Below are 15,431 nucleotides of genomic sequence, written 5' to 3' on the forward strand. Positions count from 1 at the left end.
GGCAAGACCGCCCACGCTCGGCCGGGCCAAGAGATAGCGCAGGATGATCAACGCCCCCAACGGCCACACCGATGCTGCTGACGGCGAACCACCCAAAAGCGTTACACCGGCACGGCGGGCTGGAGGCCACGCTAGAGGCAGGGAGCCATATCGGGCGACGAGGGGACTTACCCGTGATTACGTTGGACGCACTGAGGGGTCATGTACTCGAAGAACATCTTGCGCGACTCTTGCGCAGCAATGGCTACCACCTGCTCGTTTCCGAGAGGCAAGATCCCGATGCCCTGAAACGTGGCGCGCACGGTCTACTCGTGCGCGGGCGAGGTACGGATCACCAGGCTGATGTCCTCGGGGAACTAGTGCGGCCCGCGCCGTTCTCCCTGCCACTCCGAATCTTCGTCGAGGCCAAGTACCGCAAGTCGAAAGCCGATCTTCGCGATGTCCGAAACGCTCACGGCGTAATCCACGACGTCAACGAACAGTACGGAACAGCATCCGCTGGATCTCGACGTATTCCGATGCGACGCTACCACTATCGCTATGCCCTGTTCTCCGTGTCCGGGTTCACCCGGCCCGCACAGCACTACGCGCTCGCGCAGCAGATCTCGTTGGTCGACCTGTCGAGCCCGGCCTTCGCCTCACTGTTGGCAGCGGTGGATCAAACCGCTCGTGAGCTGCACTCTTTGGCTGAACGATCGCGTATCTCGACCTTTCCTCGCGGCCAGGTCCGGACGGCTCTCAGACTCGCTCTCGGTACTTGGACCGCCGACGGGCACGACGCCCATGTCGGCGTTGAGCGAACTGACCATACCGCTCTCCGCGGGCAGTGGGCGAGCGAGCTGAATCCTGCAACTCAAGAATCCCAGCACCTTCCTGACGAATCGCTTGCTCGTATTGCCGACGACCTCGCGGACGACTCCGGGTACGACCTCATCTTGGGCTTTCCGCCCGCACCGTTCGTCTTGGTGCTGCGACCTGATGATCCGCATCGTCTCCGCGAATACCTGGAACGCAAAAGCTCGGACATTCTCGTGAACATCGCGACCGGACGAAGAGATGAGATCGCCGGCGACTGGGTGATCACGCCAGCGGACGAAGAACGCGGGTTTCAGCTCCGATTCGCGCTACCGACTCAGCTCGAGGACTGGCTTCTCCGCGCGGACGGTGCGGCCGCCCTACGGGCAAGGGAAGTCAAGAGCGCACTGCTTTCCTCGATCACGTTCTTCTACGGCGACCGCCTTGTCCGGCTACTCTTCCAGCCACGCCGCCGAACGTGACGAGATTTCTTGCCAAGCCGCCAGGAACCGATCCACCGTCTCCCGGTCCCGCACCGCGATCCGCAGGTACCGCGCGTCCAGCCCCGGGAAGGTGTCCCCACGCCGGACGGCGAAACCGTTCTCCCGCAACCGTTCCCGGACACCGTCGGCGCCGGGGAGCCGTACGAGCACGAAAGGACCCCGAGGCTCTCCGAGCACTTCGACGCCCAACGCGGTCAGACCCGAAACCAGGTACTCCCGGTCCGCTTCCGCCGCCACCGCCAGCTTTTCGGCTTCCTCCAGCGCCGCCGGGCGACAGCACGCCACCACGGCGACGGCGGCGAGCGACGACACCGACCACGGGGGCTGGACCGCGCGCAGACCGTCCACAACGGACTCGCCGGCCAGTACGTATCCGGCGCGCAGGCCGGCGATCCCCCAGGTCTTCGTCAGGCTGCGCAGGACGGCGAAACCGGGTTGTCCCGCAACGCTTTCGGTCTCACCGGGGACGGCGTCGAGGAAGGCCTCGTCGACGACGACCAGGCGCCCCGGGCGCCCCAGCGCGAGCAGGTCCGCCGCCGGGTGCAACACGGACGTCGGGTTCGTGGGGTTCCCGACGAAGACCAGATCGGCTTCTTCCGGAACGTCGCCCAGCCGGAAGCCGTCGTCGGGGGACAGCAGCACCCGGTGCACGGGATGGCCTGCCGCGCGCAGAGCGGCCTCGGGTTCGGTGAACTGCGGATGCACGACGACGGCGTGCGACGGCCGCGACGCCGTGGCCAGCAACGTGAACGCCTCTGCCGCGCCGGAGGTCACCAGCACCTGGGACTCCGGCAGCGAATGCCGGGCGGCGACCGCGGCCGTGGCGGCGGTGACGTCCGGATAAGCCGCCAGATCGTCGAGGGCCGCCGCCAGTTTGGCGCGCAGCCAAGCGGGTGGCACGGGGAGACGGACGTTGACCGCCAGATCGACGAGTCCTTCGCCGACTTCGCGATCACCGTGGTGCCAGAGGTCGTAGTCAGCCATGGTCGTGCACCGCGGTGGCGAACCGTTCGGCGAGTTCGGGGTAGCCCGCCCAATGGACGTGCAGGTACGACGCGTGCAGGGACGCCGAAGCGAAACCGTCGGGAATGCGGTCCCAGCCCCACGCCGGGGTCGGGCCGCTGCCGGGTTCGATGATCGTGCGGTGGAATTCGTGCCCGGTGACGCGTTGCCCCGCGACGGCGAGCACGCTGTCCGCGGGCGCGAAAGCCTGGCGGTAGCCGAGTTTCCCGCGTTTCGTCATGGTGGCCGATGCGTCGAGGACACCGGTCATCGGTGTCCCGTCGATGTCCTGGCACAGGTACAGCAGCCCGGCGCACTCCGCCACGACGGGCATTCCGTCGCCGACGGCCCGCGTGACCGCGGTCCGCAGCGGGGCGTTCGCCGACAGTTCCTCGGCGTGCACCTCGGGGAAGCCGCCGCCGAAGTACAGCCCGGCGCAGCCTTCGGGAAGTTCCTTGTCCTGCAACGGATCCACGTCGACGACGTCCACACCGGCGGCGGCGAGCAGCTCGACGGCCTCGGTGTAGCGGAAGGTGAACGCGGGACCGGCCGCCGCGGCGACCACCGAACGGCGTCCGTCGTATGCGAACGGAGGCCGCCAAGGCTCCCCCGAAAGCCGCGAAGCCGACCGGGCGACCTGCACGATCGCACCGAGGTCCACGCCCTCGCTGATCCATGCCGCCAGCTCCGGCAGCAGTCGTTCCGACTCGCTCGCCCGCTCCGCCGCCGGGACCAGACCGAGGTGACGGCTCGGCGCGTGGATCTCTTCGTTGCGGTACAACGTTCCCAGCAGCGGGACACCGGTCGCTTCCAGCGCGGTGACGATCTCGTCCGCGTGCCGTTGCGAGCCCAGCTTGTTCAGGATGACGCCGGCCAGGCGGACGCGCGTGTCGTACTGCGCGAACCCGAGTACGGTCGCGGCGACACTGCGCGACGCGGCCGAGGCGTCCACGACCAGCACCACGGGCGCGTCCAGCAGCCGCGCCACATGCGCCGTCGACGCGTACCCCTCGGTGCCGAGCGCCCCGTCGAACAGGCCCATCACGCCTTCGATGACCGCGATGTCGGCACCGGCGGAACCGTGCCGCAGCAACGGGATCAGCCGATCCTCACCCTGGAGGAACGGGTCGAGGTTGCGCGGGGGCCGTCCGGTGGCGAGGGCGTGGTAGCTCGGGTCGATGAAGTCGGGGCCGACCTTGTGCCCGGAGACCTTCAGCCCCCGCGCGCGCAACGCCGCCATCAGGCCCGCGGCGATCGTGGTCTTGCCGTGCCCCGAACCGGGCGCGGCGATGACCACGCGATTCACCATTCGATGCCTCGCTGGCCCTTTTGCCCCGCGTCCATCGGATGCTTCACCTTCGTCATCTCGGTGACCAGGTCCGCGGCCTCGATCAGCTCGGGCGGGGCGTACCGGCCGGTGATCACCACGTGCTGGTGGCCGGGACGCGCGGTCAGCGTCGAGACGACGTCGTCCACTTCGAGCCAGCCCCATTTAAGCAGGTAGCTGAACTCGTCGAGGACGTAGAAGTCGTGGGTCTCGGCGGCGAGACGGCGTTTGATCTCGGCCCAGCCCTCACGCGCGTTCTCGGCGTGGTCCTCCTCGGAACCGGATTTGCGCGCCCAGCTCCAGCCTTCGCCCATTTTGTGCCACTCCACCGGGCCGCCCTGTCCGGTGTCGTCGTGCAGCTTGCCGAGGGCACGGAACGCGGCTTCTTCGCCGACGCGCCACTTCGCCGACTTGACGAACTGGAACACGCCGATCGACCAGCCCTGGTTCCACGCGCGCAGCGCCATCCCGAACGCGGCCGTGGACTTGCCCTTCATCTCGCCGGTGTGCACGGCGAGCAGCGGGCGGTTGCGGCGCTGACGGGTGGTGAGCCCGTCGTTCGGCACGGTTTCCGGTTTGCCCTGGGGCATTACGCCGCCTTTCCGGAGATACGCGTACGGACGGCGCCCGCGAGGGTGTCGGCGGCGACCTCGGCGACCGGGACATGCTCGGCGCCAAGGTGCTCGGCCAGTTCCGCGGCGAGCCCGAGCCGCATTTTCCCGCTCTCGCAGTCCATCACGATCGAAGTCACGTTCCCGGCCAGCAGCCCGGCGGCCTGTTTCGCGCGCTGGACGGCGTCGGCGCCGCTGGTCGCGCGGCCGTCGGTGACGACGACGAGCAGCGGACGCCGCAGCGGATCACGGACCGCTTCGATCCGCAGGACCCGCGCCGCCTCAAGGAGTCCTTCGGCCAGCGGTGTCCGTCCGCCGGTCGCGAGACCGTCCAAACGGGACGCGGCGGCGTCGACGCTGATCGTCGGCGGGAGCGCGAGTTCGGCACCGGAGGCGCGGAAGGTCACCAGGCCGACCTTGTCGCGACGCTGGTAGGCGTCGAGCAGCAGCGACAGCACGGCGGTCTTGACCTCGCGCATCCGCTGCCGCGCGCCCATCGAGCCGGACGCGTCGACGCAGAACAGCACCAGGTTGCCCTCGCGCCCTTCCCGCCGCGCGAACCGGAGATCCTGGGGCCGCACCACGAGTCCGGCGCCACTGCGGCCGCGGGACCGCTGATGCGGCGCGGCCGCGCGCACGGTCGCGAGCAGATGCGGATGCCCGTCCCTGGTCCCGGCGGGCTGGACGCCGATGGTCCGCCCGTTGTCGGTGATCGCCCTCGACCGCCGTCCGGCGGCACCCTCACCGGTGCCCTTCACCTCGAAACGCCTGGCACGAAAGGCTTCCCCGGCCCCGACCGGTTTCTGGTCACCACCGCTCTTGCCGCCGCCCGACGGCTCCTGACCGCCGCCGTCCGACGGCGGAGCCTCACCGCCCTCAGGAGGGGCACCGGAACCGGGGCCGCCGTCGTCGTCGGGACCGGGGCCTTCCGGCTCGGCGTCCTGGAGCGCCTGTTCCAGCTGCTCCTCGGAGATCCCGGGCGCGTCGAAGGGATTCCGGCGACGGCGGTGCGGCAGCGCGAGCCGGGCCGCGACCCGGACGTCGTCGGTGGTCACCTCGGTGCGCCCGGCCCAGGCGGCGTGCGCGACCGCGGTCCGCGCGGTCACGATATCCGCGCGCATCCCGTCGACCTCGAAGGACGCGCAGACCTCCGCGATCTGCCGCAGCGCGTCGTCGGGGAGTTTGACCGACGGCAGAAGTCGTTGCGCCGCCTCGATGTCCGCGGCGAGTTCGGCGTCGGCCGCGGCGTACTGGCCGGCGAAACCGTCGGGATCGGCCTCGTAGGCGAGCCGCCGCCGGACGACCTCGACCCGCAGTTCGGGATCCCGGCTGGACGCGACCTCGACGGTGAGCCCGAAGCGGTCCAGCAACTGCGGCCGCAGTTCGCCTTCCTCGGGGTTCATCGTGCCGATGAGAACGAACCGGGCCGCGTGCGACACCGAGACACCCTCGCGTTCGACGGTCGCGCGCCCCATGGCGGCGGCGTCGAGCAGCGTGTCGACCAGGTGGTCGTGCAGGAGGTTGACCTCGTCCACGTACAGCAGCCCGCGATGCGCGGCCGCGAGCAGACCGGGCTGGAAATCGGTGACGCCGTCCGCGAGCGCGCGTTCCAGGTTCAGCGAACCGATCACCCGGTCTTCGGCCGCGCCGACCGGCAGCTCCACGAGCCGCGCGGGACGGCGGTGCGCGGGCGAACCTTCGGCGTGCGGGCCGTCGGGGCAAGCCGGGTCGGGCTCGACGGGGTCGCAGGAGAACCGGCACGCGTCCACCACGTCGACGCCGGGCAGCAGACCGGCCAGCGCGCGCACCATCGTCGACTTCGCCGTGCCCTTCTCCCCGCGCACCAGCACCCCGCCGACGGCGGGCGAGATCGAGGAAAGCACCAGCGCCAGGCGCAGATCCGGCATCCCCACAACGGCGGTGAACGGGTACGGCTTCACAGCACTCCCTGTCGTCGACGACCTCCGGCCGATCATCGCATAGGAATTCCGTCATCTACCGTGACCGAGGTGCGCGAAAAATCACCCCTGACGGTCGTCGGGATCGGGGCCGACGGCTGGCCCGGCCTGTCCGAGCGGGCCAAGGAAGCACTGCTCGGCGCCGACGTGGTCGTGGGCTCGCCGCGGCAGCTCGCGTACTTGCCCGCCGGGATGAAAAGCGAACCCTGGCCGAGCCCGCTCCTTCCCGGCCTGGACGCCTTCCTCGCCGAGCGGGAAGGCCGCGTCTGCGTGCTGGCCAGCGGTGATCCCCTGTTGTCCGGCATCGGCACGACGCTGATCCAGCGCGGCTACGACGTCGAGGTCCTGCCCGCGCTCTCCTCGGCCACGCTCGCCCGCGCGAAGCTCGGCTGGTCGGCGGAGGAGACCGAAGTGGTCACTGTCGTCGGCCGCGCGATCAGCCGGGTGAACCGTGTGCTCACGCCCGGCCGGAAGATCCTCGTGCTCGGTGCGAACGCCGAAGACCTGCTCGACCTCCTCAAAGCCCGCGGTTACGGCAAGAGCCGCGTCACCGCGCTGTCCGACCTCGGCGGCCCGGAAGAGCGTGTCGGCCCCGGCACGCTGACCGTGTTCGCCATCGAGGCCGACGGCCCCGCGCTGCCGCTGACCGGCCTCCCCGACGACGCCTTCGAGCACGACGGACAGCTCACCAAACGCGACCTCCGCGCGTCCGCGCTGGCCAGGCTCGCGCCGACGCCCGGTGAACTGCTGTGGGACGTCGGCGCGGGCGCGGGCAGCGTCGGGATCGAGTGGTCCCGGATCCATCCCGCGAACCGGGCGATCGCGATCGAGCGGTCGCCCGAGCGGGCCGCCCGCATCACCCGGAACGCGCACGCGCTCGGCGTCCCGGAACTCGACGTGGTGATCGGCGCGGCGCCGGACGCACTCGATGGGCTGACCAGGCCGCACGCAATCTTCGTCGGCGGCGGGCTGACCGTGCCCGGGCTGCTGGACGCCTGCCTGGCGACCGGCGCGCGGATCGTCGCGCACGGCGTGACCCTCGAATCCGAACAGGTGCTGGCCCGCGCGTACGGCGAACACGGCGGGGAGCTGATCCGCGTCGGCGTCGAACAAGCCGCGCCGCTGGGCGGATTCACCGGCTGGACCCCGGCGCGAGCCGTGACGCAGTGGAGCAAACCTTGACAGTGCACTTCATCGGAGCCGGACCCGGCGCCGCCGACCTCATCACCGTGCGGGGCCGTGACCTGCTCGGCCGCTGCGAGACCTGCCTGTACCCCGGCAGCATGACGCCCACGGACCTGCTCGCCCATTGCCCGGACGGCGCGGTGCTCATCGACACCGCGAACCTCGCCCTGCCCGCGATCGTCGAGCGCATGGTCGAGGCCCACGGCAAGGGCCACGAGATCGCGCGGCTCTGCTCCGGTGATCCGTCGATCTACAGCGCGGTCGCCGAGCAGATGCGCCGTCTCGACGCGGCCGGCGTTCCCTACGACGTCACGCCCGGTGTCCCCGCGTTCGCCGCCGCGGCCGCGCTGCTCAACCGCGAACTGACCGTGCCCGAGGTCGGCCAGAGCCTGGTCATCACGCGCGCGCAGGCCCGATCGACCGCCATGCCACCGGGGGAAACGCTGGCGAACTTCGCGCGCACCGGCACCACGCTCGCGCTGCATCTGGCGATCAACCGCATAGAGCAAGTAGTCGACGAATTGCGGCCGTTCTACACCGACGACTGCCCGGCGGCGGTGGTGGCGCTGGCGAGCCAGCCCGGTGAGCAGGTGCTGCGCGGCACGCTGGGCACCATCGCGGCGCAAGCCCGCGAGGCTGGGATCAGCCGCGCCGCGATGATCTTCGTCGGGCAAACCCTTGCCGCGGAAGGGTTTCCCGACAGCTTCCTGTACTCGGCCACCCGCGATCGCGCCAACCAACCGGAGTCGCTGTGAAGAACCTTCGCTGGGGCCTGCTGGCCGCCGGGACCATCGCCGCCGAGTTCGCGGCGGGCGTCGAAGAGAGCAAACACGGTGTCCTCGAAGCCGTCGCCGCGCGATCCGGTGACCGGGCGGCCGAGTTCGCGAGCCGCTTCGAGATCCCGAAATGCTATGGCGCCTACGAAGACCTGCTCGCCGATCCGGACGTCGACGCGATCTACATCTCGACGCCGCATCCGCTGCACGGCGAATGGGCGATCCGCGCCGCCGAAGCGGGAAAGCACATCCTGTGCGAGAAACCGCTGACGATGTCGGTCGCCGAGGCGGAGAAGGTCATCGACGCCGCCCGCGCCAACGACGTCTTCCTCATGGAGGCGTTCATGTACCGGCTGCACCCGCAGATCCGGCGGCTGGCCGAACTGATCTCCTGCGGCGCCATCGGCGAGGTCCGCGCCGTGGACGTCGCCTTCAGCTACAACTTCGCCGTACCCCGGCTCACCGATCCCGCGCTGGGCGGTGGCGGGATCTTCGACGTCGGCTGTTACTGCACGTCACTCGCGCGGCTGGTTTCGCAGGCGGCGACCGGGCAGGACGTCGTCGAGCCCGAAGAGGTGCTCGGGATGGCCAGGCTCGACGAGAACGGCGTCGACGAGGTCGCGTTCGGGCTGCTGCGGCTGCCCGGCGGGATCCTCGCGCAGCTGGCCTGCGGTTTCCGGCTGACGCAGGACGACCACATCCGCGTGTACGGCTCGGAAGGGCAGCTGTACGTGCCGAAACCGGCGTGGATCCACGAAATGCGCAAACCGAAGACCTCGCAGATCATTCTCACGCCGGAAGGCGGTGAGCCCGAGGTGATCGAGGTAGAAGCGACTCAAGGCCTCTTTGCTCGCGAAGCCGACCACGTCGCCACCCACCTCGAAGACCGCCAGGCACCCGAACTCACCTGGGCGGAAACACTCGCCAACCTGCGCACGCTGGAACGGTGGCGCGAGGCTGTGGCCCGATGAAGCTGCTGATCCTTGGCGGCACCGGCGAAGCACGCGAGCTCGCGAAGGAACTCGTCGCGCGCGGTGAGCACGTCGTGTCGTCACTCGCCGGCCGCGTCGCGCGCCCGAAGCTGCCTCACGGCGAGACCCGCGTCGGCGGCTTCGGTGGCCCGGAGGGTCTCGCGCGCTGGCTGACCGAGAACGACGTCGACGCGGTGATCGACGCCACGCATCCCTTCGCCGAACGCATCGGCTCGAACGCGGCCATCGCGGCGCGGGAAACGGGAACACCGCTGCTCAGGCTCGCCAGGCCCGGGTGGACCGAACAGCCCGGCGACACCTGGCACTGGGCCGACGACCTCGATCACGCCGCGCGGCTGCTGCCGTCACTCGGCGAACGCGTGTTCCTCACCAGCGGACGTCAAGGGCTCGCCGCCTTCGCCGGGCTGGATCTCTGGTTCCTGATCCGCTGCGTCGACCCGCCCGAAGCGCCGCTCCCCCGCCGTCACGAAATCCTGCTCGACCGCGGGCCGTACACGGTGGAGAAGGAGCGGGCGCTCATGGAGCGGCACGGCGTGGAGGTCCTCGTCACCAAGGACAGCGGCGGCGAGATGACCGCGTCGAAACTCACGGCGGCCCGCGGGCTCGGCCTCCCGGTGGTCGTCGTCCGGCGGCCGAAGCGACCGGAAACGTCCAGCGTAACGACAGTTCAGGGCGCTCTAACCTGGTTGAGCGGCACGGCGAAGGGCAGCCCTGCGTAAGCCGTTCGGACCAGACCCGTTAGCGTTGCGCCGATGCGTCTGATCGCTGTCACGCTGGGGTTGCTGTCCGCCTTGTGCGCATTGGCTTTCCCCTTCCTGCCGGTGGTGCAGGACACGGCGGAGGTCGTCTGGCCAACGGGCGGCGACACCCGCTCCGTCAACGCGCCCTTGACCGGGTACTGGGCTCAGGACCTGCGCGTCGACCTGCCGTGCACGACCGTCCGGTCGCTGGACGCGCGTTCGCAGGGCCAGGCGCTGTTGTTCTCCACCGTGCCCGACGGCCGCACCGACCCGCGCGCCGGCAAGGGCGTCGGCCTCCAGTTGCGCATCGACAACGGCGTGCTGCTCGCGTCCAGCCAAGGGCAGCAGATCGTGCAGCAGCCGCTGCCCGAGAACAAATGCGACATCGAGCTCCGTGCGGACGCGAACCGGATGACGCTGACCGTCGCCGAGACCGTGGTGTTCCACGCCGAGGGCGACGTCCGGCCGCGCCTGGTCGGGATCTACTCGTCGATCAACGCGGGCAAGGACCCGATCGCCGGCCTGCACGTCTCGGTCGTTCCGGACACCCGCTACCAGACTTCGCCGACCGTGTGGAAGTGGATCATCGGCGTCATCGCGGCGCTGTCGTTCATCGGCTGCCTGATCGCGGTGTGGCGGATGGACTCCGGCTTCGCCCGCCGTGCGCCGCGCTGGGCGCCGGTCGGCTGGTGGCGGCTGACCGCCCGCGACGCGACGGTGATCATCGCGCTCGGCGCTTGGGTCTTCATCGGCCCGGTCACCTCGGACGACGGCTACATCCTCACGATGTCGAGAGTGGCCGAAGAGACCGGCTACCTGACGAACTACCACCGGTGGTTCGGGGTCGCCGAGGCGCCGTTCGGCTGGTTCTACCACGTGTACCAGCTGATGGCGCACGTCAGCACGGTGCCGCCGTGGATCCGGCTCCCGTCGTTCCTGCTCGGCGTGCTGAGCTGGCTGCTGATCAGCCGCGAGGTCATGCCGCGCCTGGGCACACAGGTCCGCACGAGCCGCGCCGCCGGCTGGGCCGCCGCCGCGGTCTTCCTGGTCTGGTGGATGCCGTTCAACAACGGTGTCCGGCCCGAACCGGTCGCCGCGCTGGGCTCGCTGCTGGCGATCTGCGCCGTCGAGCGCGCGCTGGTGACCCGCCGCCTGCTGCCGTTGTGCCTCGGGCTGACCGCGGCCGGGTTCACCCTGGCCGCGACGCCGACCGGGCTGATCGCGGTAGCGCCGTTCCTGGTCGCCGCGCGCCCGCTGTACAAATTGGTCCGCCAGCGCGCCGAGAACGGCTGGCTGCCGGTACTCGCGCCGGTGCTGGCCGCCGGGCTGCTGGTGCTGGTCGTGGTGTTCGCCGACCAGACCTTCGCCACCGTGCAGGAAGCGACCCGGATCCGCACCCTGGTCGGCCCGAACCTCTCGTGGTTCCAGGAACTCGCGCGCTACCAGCTGCTGTTCGAAAGCCTGCCGGACGGCTCCGTGCCACGCCGGTTCCCCGTGCTGCTGGTGCTGCTGTGCACCGGGACCTGCCTGGTGGTGCTGCTGCGCCGCGGCCGGATCCCCGGCGCCGCGCTCGGCCCCAGCCGCCGCCTGATCGGCACGGTCGCCCTGTTCTTCCTGCTGCTGGCGCTGACCCCGACCAAGTGGACGCACCACTTCGGCGCGTTCGCCGCGGTCGGCGCGGCCATGGCGGCCTTGACCGCGCTGGCGACCAGTTCGACGGTGCTGAGGTCCAGGCGCAACCGGGCCGCGTTCCTCGCCGGGCTGCTCGTGGTCGGCGCGCTGGCCGCGACCGGGCCCAACTCGTACTGGTTCGTCTCGAAACTCGGCGTGCAGTGGACCGCGGTGGCGCCGTCGATCGGCGGGATCCCGCTGTCGACGATCCTGCTGATCGCGGCCGCGATCTCCGGGGTGTACGCGTTCGTGGAGAACGTCCGCGCGCACCGGCCAGGGCTGCAAGCGGGACCGCAGGAGGGGCGGAGCCGGTCGCTGCGGCTCGGTTCGCTCTCGCTGGTGGTCGTATGCGGCCTGATGGCCACGGGCGAGTTCGTCAGCATGGCGTGGGCGATCCACAACCAGCAGGGTTCCTACAGCCTCGGCGCCGCGAACTTCGGGCATCTGTTCGGCAAGAGCTGCAACCTCTCCGATCACGTGATGGTGGAACGCGACGCCGCGACCAGCATCCTGCGCGCCCAGTCCGAACAGCGGACGGTGCCGGTCAAGAAGGAGGAGCCGCCCGCCGGGCAGACCCCGCCGCCGCTGCCCGATCCGGAACAGGACAACGGCCGCGTGCAGACCGGGTTCCACACCCGCGCGATCGACGACAAGGACCCGCTGGCCGAGCCGCCACACGGGTTCAAACCCGACGAAGTCCCGATGTGGAGCAGCTTCCTCGACGCCGAAACGCGGGCCGGACGGCTGCGCAGCGACTGGTACGCCCTCTCCGAGAAGCCCGCCGACGGCCAGATCGTGGTCGCCACCGCGGGTGCGGCCCGGCGGCCGACGTCGGTGAGCCTCGACTATGGCGTCAACACCAGCGAAGGCGTGAAGGTCGTCCGCAGCCAGTTCGTGCTGCCGCCGGGCGCCGGGACCAACGGCTGGAACGACACGCGGATCAACCTGCGCGACCTCCCCGCCGAGACGACGTCCGTGCGGATCAACATCGTCGACAACGACCTCACCGAGGACGGCTGGATCGCCGCGTCCGCGCCGCGCGTGCCGACGTTCACCACGCTGACCGAGAAGATCGCGGGCAAGCAGGTGTACATCGACTGGCCCGCGTCCTTCGTCTACCCGTGCGTGCAGCCGGTGACCTCGCACGACGGCATCTCGAAGGTGCCCGACTACCGGATCACCCCCGGCGCCGTCGCCGACGAGGCGAACTGGGCGTCCAGCACCAACGGCGGCCCCATCGGCTGGCTCGAAGAAGTCGCGGCCGAACCCGAGGTGCCCAGCTATCTGATCGGCCAGCCGAGCCAGTCGTGGGGCCAGCTGCTGCAGGTGGAACCGTTCACCGAGGGCATCGCCCCGACGATCGTCCACGGCGAGAAGGTCGTCCCCGGCTGGTGGTCGCCGGGTCCGGGACCGCGGCAGCCGAACGGCAAGGACCCGACGCGCTAGTGGGCTGAAAGCGTCCTTCACCGCATCAGTCGCGGTGAAGGACACTTTCGTCGCGTCTCATGCGGGGAAAGCGTCCTTCAGCGCCTCCGGCAGCGGGCCTTCGTGCAGGACGCCGAGCCGCTGCGTAGCGCGCGTGAGTGCGACGTAGAGCTCAGCGGCACCGCGCGGGCCGTCGGCGAGGATCCGCTCCGGGTCCACGACGAGGACGGCGTCGAACTCGAGCCCCTTCGTCTCCGAGGCCGGCACCGTGCCCGGCACCCCGGGCGGGCCGATCACGACGCTGGTGCCCTCATGCCCGGCTTCGTCGTTGACGAACTCCTCGATGGCGCCTGCCAGCGAATCAGCGTCGACCTGCCGGGCCCACGGCCGGACCCCGTTGGACCGGACCGACTCCGGCGCGCGGACGTCGGGCGCGAACTCGGCGAGCACCGACGCCGCGACGGCCATGATCTCCGCCGGGGTGCGGTAGTTCACCGTCAGCGACCGATAGACCCAGCGGCCCGGCACGTACGGCTTCAGCATCGCGTCCCACGATCGCGCCCCGGCCTCGGACCGGCGCTGCGCCAGATCGCCGACGACGGTGAACGACCGGCTGGGACAGCGCCGCATCAGCACCCGCCAGTCCATTTCGGACAGTTCCTGCGCCTCGTCGACGACGACGTGCCGATATGTCCAGTCGCGATCGGCGGAGGCGCGTTCGACGAGGCTGCGCGTGTCGTGCTCGACGAACCGATCGGCGAGTTCGTCGGCGAAGAGCAGGTTCTCCGCCGACAGCATGACGTCCTCGTCCATCTCCTCGCGGTCGAGTTTCATCGTGTCGAGCACACCTTCGGCATACTCGGCCTCGGCCTTCTTCTCCCGCGCGAGCGCCTTCTCCGCCGCCTCGTCCGCCGCCTTGTCGCGGCCGAGCAGGTCGACGAGCTCGTCGAGCAGCGGCATGTCCGACACCGTCCAGGCTTCCCCGTCGGCGCGGAGCAACGCCTGGTCCGCACCCGCCGCGCGAAGCCGTTCCGGCGACGACAGGAGCGAGCCCAGCAGACTCTCGGGCGTCAGGATCGGCCAGAGTTCGCCGAGCGCGGTGGTGAACGTCTCGCTTTCCGCCAGTTCCTTGAGCAGGTCCTTCCGCAGCCGCTCCCATTCGTCGCGGTCGTCCCGGCTGAGCCAGCCTCGGCCGATCCGCGCGATCGCCCGCTCGGTCAGGACGTAGGTGACGACGTCGATGAACGTCCCGCGCGCCTCGTTGTGCGGCAGACCGCTCTTGCGGGCCTCGTCCCTGGCCCATTCCGCGGTCTCGGCGTCGATCCGCACGGTGACGTCGGCGAGGTCGATCAGCACCGGCTCCTCCGGCAGCCGCTGGCGATCGGCGACGGCGGCCTTGAGGACGTCCAGCATCTTCAGCGAACCCTTGAGCCGCGTCGCTTCCGGGCCGTCCTCGGCGGTGACGTGCTTGCCGGGGACGAAATCGCCGGTGGTCATGAACACCACGTCGGTCTCGCCCAAGGACGGCAGGACCCGGCCGATATGGTGCAGGAACGCCGGATTCGGCCCGACCACGAGCACGCCGTGGCGTTCCATCCGCTCGCGCTGGGTGTAGAGCAGGTACGCGACGCGGTGCAGCGCCACCACGGTCTTCCCGGTACCCGGCCCGCCCTCGATCACCAGCACGCCCGGGTGCTCGTGCCGGATGATCTCGTCCTGTTCGGACTGGATCGTCGCGACGATGTCCCGCATCCCCTCGCCACGCGGCGCGTTGACGGCCGCGAGCAGCGCGGCGTCACCCTCCGCGTCGCCGCCGGGACGGCCGAACACCTCATCGGTGAAGCCGAGCAGCTCGCGCCCGTGCGTGTGGAACTGGCGGCGACGGCGCATCTTCTCCGGTGTCGCGGCCGTCGCGGTGTAGAACGGGCGGGCGGCGGGGGCCCGCCAGTCGAGGAGCACCGGCTCGTAGTCGTTCTCTTCGTCGAAGAGCCCGATGCGGCCGATGTACGAGGTCTCCCCCGCGAGACTGTCCAGCCTGCCGAAGCACAGGCCGTTGTCGACGACGTCCAGCCGCCGTGACTCCCTGGCCAGCGCCCGCACCTCGACGTCGCGCTCCATGGCCGTCCCGCCGGTTCCGCCCAGCGCCGCCTGGTACTCCCCCTTGACCCGCGCGCGTTCGGCGTCCAGGCGCGTGTAGAGCCCGGCGACGTATTCGCGTTCGGACCGCAGCTCTTCTTCATGACCCTGAGTTGACACAGACTCCCATTTCACCAGGTTGCGGCTACGGCGAGTGAGTCTGAGGCATGACCGGGGTCTTGTGGCAAGTCCCCCTATGCGCTATATGTTTATTACGGAGGGAGTTGCCTTCGTTCGATTCTTGGCCGATCGGCCCATCTCCCCCAGGTTGCCTCCGAGCCTTTTATGCCCGTTTGCCCGGGTCCGCGAG

11 protein-coding genes are annotated in these 15,431 nt (G+C 70.2%); 6 read left to right on the top strand and 5 right to left on the bottom strand.

Annotated elements, in window-relative coordinates; all coding sequences use genetic code 11:
- Positions 1-173: 173 nt before the first annotated feature.
- Positions 174-1,277: a PDDEXK family nuclease gene (locus BLW75_RS15505; protein ID WP_158005382.1), complete on the top strand. Its 1,104-nt coding sequence runs from the start codon at positions 174-176 to the stop codon at positions 1,275-1,277.
- Here BLW75_RS15505 and cobC read toward each other — a convergent pair.
- Genes cobC through BLW75_RS15525 form a run of 4 tightly spaced genes read right to left on the bottom strand, consistent with a single transcriptional unit; the run spans position 1,248 to position 6,178 of the window.
- Entirely contained in the window at positions 1,248-2,282 is a 1,035-nt protein-coding gene (gene cobC, locus BLW75_RS15510; RefSeq protein WP_034312960.1) for an Rv2231c family histidinol phosphate aminotransferase CobC, read from the bottom strand. The two genes, BLW75_RS15505 and cobC, sit on opposite strands and share 30 nt — an antisense overlap.
- The gene (locus tag BLW75_RS15515) at positions 2,275-3,609 is read right to left on the bottom strand and encodes a cobyrinic acid a,c-diamide synthase CobB (RefSeq protein WP_034312962.1); all 1,335 of its coding nucleotides are present in this window, start codon (positions 3,607-3,609) and stop codon (positions 2,275-2,277) included. The genes cobC and BLW75_RS15515 overlap by 8 nt, the downstream gene beginning before the upstream one ends.
- A complete protein-coding gene (cobO, locus tag BLW75_RS15520) occupies positions 3,603-4,217 on the bottom strand; it encodes a cob(I)yrinic acid a,c-diamide adenosyltransferase (protein ID WP_034312964.1) in 615 nt (204 codons plus the stop codon). The genes BLW75_RS15515 and cobO overlap by 7 nt, the downstream gene beginning before the upstream one ends.
- Positions 4,217-6,178, bottom strand: coding sequence for a putative cobaltochelatase (locus BLW75_RS15525; RefSeq protein WP_034312966.1), 1,962 nt, complete (start codon positions 6,176-6,178; stop codon positions 4,217-4,219). Before BLW75_RS15525 ends, cobO begins: the two co-directional genes overlap by 1 nt.
- A gap of 60 nt (positions 6,179-6,238) precedes the next feature.
- Between BLW75_RS15525 and BLW75_RS15530 the strand changes: the two genes are divergently transcribed.
- The 5 genes from BLW75_RS15530 to BLW75_RS15550 are packed head-to-tail and all read left to right on the top strand — an operon-like array spanning position 6,239 to position 13,006.
- Positions 6,239-7,378: a bifunctional cobalt-precorrin-7 (C(5))-methyltransferase/cobalt-precorrin-6B (C(15))-methyltransferase gene (locus BLW75_RS15530; protein WP_034312968.1), complete on the top strand. Its 1,140-nt coding sequence runs from the start codon at positions 6,239-6,241 to the stop codon at positions 7,376-7,378.
- On the top strand, positions 7,375-8,136 hold the full coding sequence (gene cobM / locus BLW75_RS15535; RefSeq protein ID WP_034312970.1) for a precorrin-4 C(11)-methyltransferase: 762 nt from the start codon (positions 7,375-7,377) through the stop codon (positions 8,134-8,136). Before BLW75_RS15530 ends, cobM begins: the two co-directional genes overlap by 4 nt.
- Positions 8,133-9,128, top strand: a complete 996-nt coding sequence (locus tag BLW75_RS15540; RefSeq protein WP_034312971.1) for a Gfo/Idh/MocA family protein — start codon at positions 8,133-8,135, stop codon at positions 9,126-9,128. The genes cobM and BLW75_RS15540 overlap by 4 nt, the downstream gene beginning before the upstream one ends.
- The gene (locus BLW75_RS15545; protein WP_034312973.1) at positions 9,125-9,868 is read left to right on the top strand and encodes a cobalt-precorrin-6A reductase; all 744 of its coding nucleotides are present in this window, start codon (positions 9,125-9,127) and stop codon (positions 9,866-9,868) included. The genes BLW75_RS15540 and BLW75_RS15545 overlap by 4 nt, the downstream gene beginning before the upstream one ends.
- Positions 9,869-9,901: 33 nt before the next feature.
- Entirely contained in the window at positions 9,902-13,006 is a 3,105-nt protein-coding gene (locus BLW75_RS15550; protein WP_091597658.1) for an arabinosyltransferase domain-containing protein, read from the top strand.
- Positions 13,007-13,063: 57 nt separating this feature from the next.
- On the opposite strand, the gene helR is transcribed toward BLW75_RS15550, so the two are convergent.
- Complete coding sequence (gene helR, locus BLW75_RS15555) at positions 13,064-15,241, bottom strand: RNA polymerase recycling motor ATPase HelR (RefSeq protein ID WP_198935745.1); 2,178 nt, start codon at positions 15,239-15,241, stop codon at positions 13,064-13,066.
- Positions 15,242-15,431 lie beyond the last annotated feature (190 nt).

Origin of the sequence: Amycolatopsis lurida (assembly GCF_900105055.1) — a bacterium.
Classification (GTDB): Bacteria; Actinomycetota; Actinomycetes; order Mycobacteriales; family Pseudonocardiaceae; genus Amycolatopsis; species Amycolatopsis lurida.